General features: G+C 73.3%; 2 protein-coding genes and 1 pseudogene. All 3 read right to left on the minus strand.

The features are described 5' to 3' along the window. On the minus strand, positions 1-1717 hold a 1717-nt coding region (locus tag AC08OP_RS23050), incomplete at its 3' end, for a helix-turn-helix domain-containing protein (protein WP_476616088.1). 125 nt (positions 1718-1842) lie between these two features. Continuing rightward, positions 1843-2931 (minus strand): DUF3616 domain-containing protein, encoded by a 1089-nt coding sequence (locus AC08OP_RS23055; RefSeq protein WP_476616089.1) that lies wholly within the window; start codon positions 2929-2931, stop codon positions 1843-1845. 221 nt (positions 2932-3152) lie between these two features. Next, positions 3153-3362, minus strand: a pseudogene (locus AC08OP_RS23060) (toll/interleukin-1 receptor domain-containing protein); the annotation flags it as partial.

A 3362-nucleotide genomic window follows, 5' to 3' on the forward strand; every position in this document is an offset into this window, starting at 1 on the left:
GGTCGCCGGTGGCGGACCGGTCGGTGGTGGACCGGTCGGTGGCGGGGTCGTCGGGAGTCGTGTGTTCGATCAGCCCCTGGCCGGCCAGGGCGCGGATCAGCTCCCACAGCTCGGTCGCCCGCAGGCCGGGGAACAGCGGCGACGCGGCGAGGACGGCCGCGGACAGGAGCAGGCCGAACGGGATCGGGTCTCCGCCGAAGCAGGCGAGCAGGGTCAGCAGCGCCCGGGCCCGCTCCAGGCCCCGCGCGGCGAGGAGATCCAGCGACAGTTCCCAGGTCGGCCCGATGAGCTCGCGTTCCCGGCGACGGCCAGCGCCGCCGGGACCGCCGAAGCCGCGCAGCAGGGCCTGGTGCCCGCCCGTCTGGAGCGCGTGTTCATAGTCGACGTAGGTCCGCGGGACCGCCGGTCCACCGAGTCCGGCCGGCATTCGCCGCGCCTCGGCGAGGTACTGGCCCGCCAGGGCGAGTGCCAGGGGCAGCCCGCCGAGCCGGCGGCCGAGGCTCTCGGCCGCGGCGAGCGGACCCGGCTCGGCCCCGGTCAGGTCGCGCAGCGCCAGCCCGGCGTCCGCCGCGTTCAGGGGGCCGAGCGGGTGCAGGCGCAGCCAGGACCGGGCGGTCCCGCCGACGGGCGACGGGCCCTCCCAGTCCAGCCGGCTGCGCGTCGTCACCACGACCATTCCGTGGGGGTGGGTGACCGGCCGCAGCCATCCGGTGCCGTCGAGCACGTCGCCGCCGGGTGGGGCCAGGTCGCCGGCCGGATCGTCGGCGTTGTCGAGGATCAGCAGCCACGGCCGTCCGCTGTCCGCCAGCAGCCGCCAGACCAGGTCGGACAGGCTGCCCGTGCACAGCTGGTGGCGGGTCGCGCCGAGCTCCACGGCCAGCGCGGTCATCCCGGCGCGCACCGCGCCGGACCCCGTGGCGCTGATCCACCAGGTCCGCACCCGTCGTTCGAGCGCGGTGCGGGCGAGCGCGAGGGCGACCGTGCTCTTGCCCACGCCGCCGAGCCCGTGCAGCACGTGGACCCGTGCCCCGTTGGCGTCGGGCCGAACGCCCTTTGGTCCAGGGACGTCCGAGCCAGGGAGGTCCGGTCGAGGGATGTCCGAGCCAGGGAGGTCCGGTTCGGGGACGTCCGGTCGAAGGACGTCAGGCCGGGGGAGGACGGGCCCGTTACCGACGTCGGATCCGGCGACCGCGCGCCTGCGTCCGGTGGGGAGCTGCCCGGCCAGCAGGTCGAGCAGGCCGTCTCGACCGCGGATTGCGGGCAGGTGGGTGAGCCGCTGGACCGGCGGCCTGATCGTGACCGCCGTCGACGGGTCCTGTCCGGTGCCGATCCGGTCGCCGCCATGGTCCCCGTGACCGTGAGCTCCGCGACCGTGAGCTCCGCGCCGGACCCGACGCCACGTCTCGACCCAGTGGCGGATCTCGTCGGGGTCGTCCACCCGGCAGGCCCGCAGCATGTTCTCGACGAGGTTCGCCGACCTGAGGCCGGGGAGATGGGAGCCACCGAAGTAACCGCCGACCGTGCTGGCCGGCACGTTGACGGCGCGCGCCACCTCCCGCACGCTCAACCCCGCGCGCTCGCGCACGATGGTCAGTGCACGGCCGAAATCCGCGTTGGTGGTGATGGCGTCCAGGTCGACCTCGTCGTACACGTGCGTCCCTTGAGCGGCGGCGAGCGGCGGCGGCGAGCGGCAGCGATGAGCAGGACGGAACGTCATCCCGTGGGGATATCCTCCGCGGCTATTCTCCGGCGGATCGCCCGACCGTCCAGAGGTTTTCCCGTCCGGTCTCCGATCCGTCCCCCGTTTCCGTCACGCAAGGTCCCACCGCGGGTGCGTGACGTTCAGCCCGGCGGCAGCGGGACGACGTCGGCGAGGATCTCGTGACGGTGCGGGCGTCGGCGTGCGGCCGGGCTGTCGTGGACGACGAGGAGCGATGACGGGTCGCCGGGCATCAGGGCGATGCCCTCCGGATGGTCGTCGCCCTCGCCGACGGGCAGGTCCAGGATGCGCTCGATCGCCTCGTCGGTGACCACGACGCTCGTGGGGGCCTGCGCGGCCCCGCGCCAGCGGTAGATCCGCACCGGGCCGTCGAGGTCCATCGTCGGGCCGGCGAGGAGCAGGAGGTCATCGCCGGAGGCGAGGAGGTCGCGTACCCCCAGCCCGTCGAGGTCGAGGAAGTGCTTGCGATACCGGCCGTCCCCGTCGATCGGCGCGAGGAGGAGGTTCTGACCGTCTCCCTCGGTGAGACGCAGTTCCAGGACCACGGCCCAGCCCCGCAGCACCGGCCCCCGCAGCCCCAGGTAGATCCGCTCACCGACGACGGCCAGGCCCTCGACGTCCAGCCCGTTGTCCTTGCTCGGGATCTTGAGGAAGCGGCCAAGATGGTCGTCGTCGGTAAGCGCCTTCGTCAACCGGGTGGGCTTGGACAGTCCGAGCGCTGCCGCGGTCAGCCTGCCGCCGCCGGGCGAGGCCGGGTCGGGTGCGCTCGCGACCAGGGTCGGCAGGCCGCCGACCCGCACCACCGGGATGCGCCCGAGCAGGTAGCGGTTGGCGTTGCTGCTCACCTTCGCCAGCCGGGCCAGGGCCTGCTCGGTCGCGTGCTGGGGCCGGACCCGCTTGCGGGCCAGGCTGTGCGACCCGACGAACCACAGATAGTCGCCATGCCGGTCCATGCCCTCGAGGTCGATCTCGAGCTGGGTGCCGTCCTCCGTGGGCTCCTCGGGCAGGGGAAGGAAGTCCGCGACGGAGAAGCTGACGTGATCGGCGAAGCCGTCGCCGGCCGGCGACAGGGTCGTCCGCTCGATCGTGACCGTCTCGTCACCGGCGAGCCAGAGGCACCGGCCGTCCCCCTTCAGGGTGGACAACGACTCGGCGACGTCGACCACCCCGGCGCCGTCGGCGAACCGGATCGGAATCGTCTTCGCGGTCATCGGTGCCTCATCCGGCGCCGTTCCCGCACCCTGCGTCGTTCCCGCACTCCGCCACTCCTCGTCCCCCCGCCGGTTTGCCCCGGTTTTCTCCGCCGGTTGCTCCGAAGCGGCCCTCCCAGGAGTCGCCACCGCCGACCGGAGCGTAGTGCCGGCCCGGCGCTTATCCGGGTGGGTGTCCAGGACCCGATAGGTGGCCCCGATCCTGCGAGCGTCAGCGCCGCTTACACCTTCCGTCGGGCAGGCCCTTTACCCGACGAGAGCTGCCACAGGATGACCGTCTCGTCGGCTCCGGTGGAGGCGAGGAGGATCTGTCCGTCGGGTAGGGGTAGGGCCGCCAGCGCGGTCACCCCGCTGGTGTGGCCGGTGAGCTGGCCGGTTTGTGTGCCTTCGATCGGGTCCCACAGTCGTACCGTCCCGTCGTTTCCGGCGGT

This window comes from Frankia sp. CeRuru1, assembly GCF_977966315.1.

What these genes read in the sequence shown, in the direction of transcription:
- AC08OP_RS23055 (WP_476616089.1), bottom strand. Translation starts at nt 2,931, where the DNA reads ATGACCGCGAAGACGATTCCGATCCGGTTCGCCGACGGCGCCGGGGTG.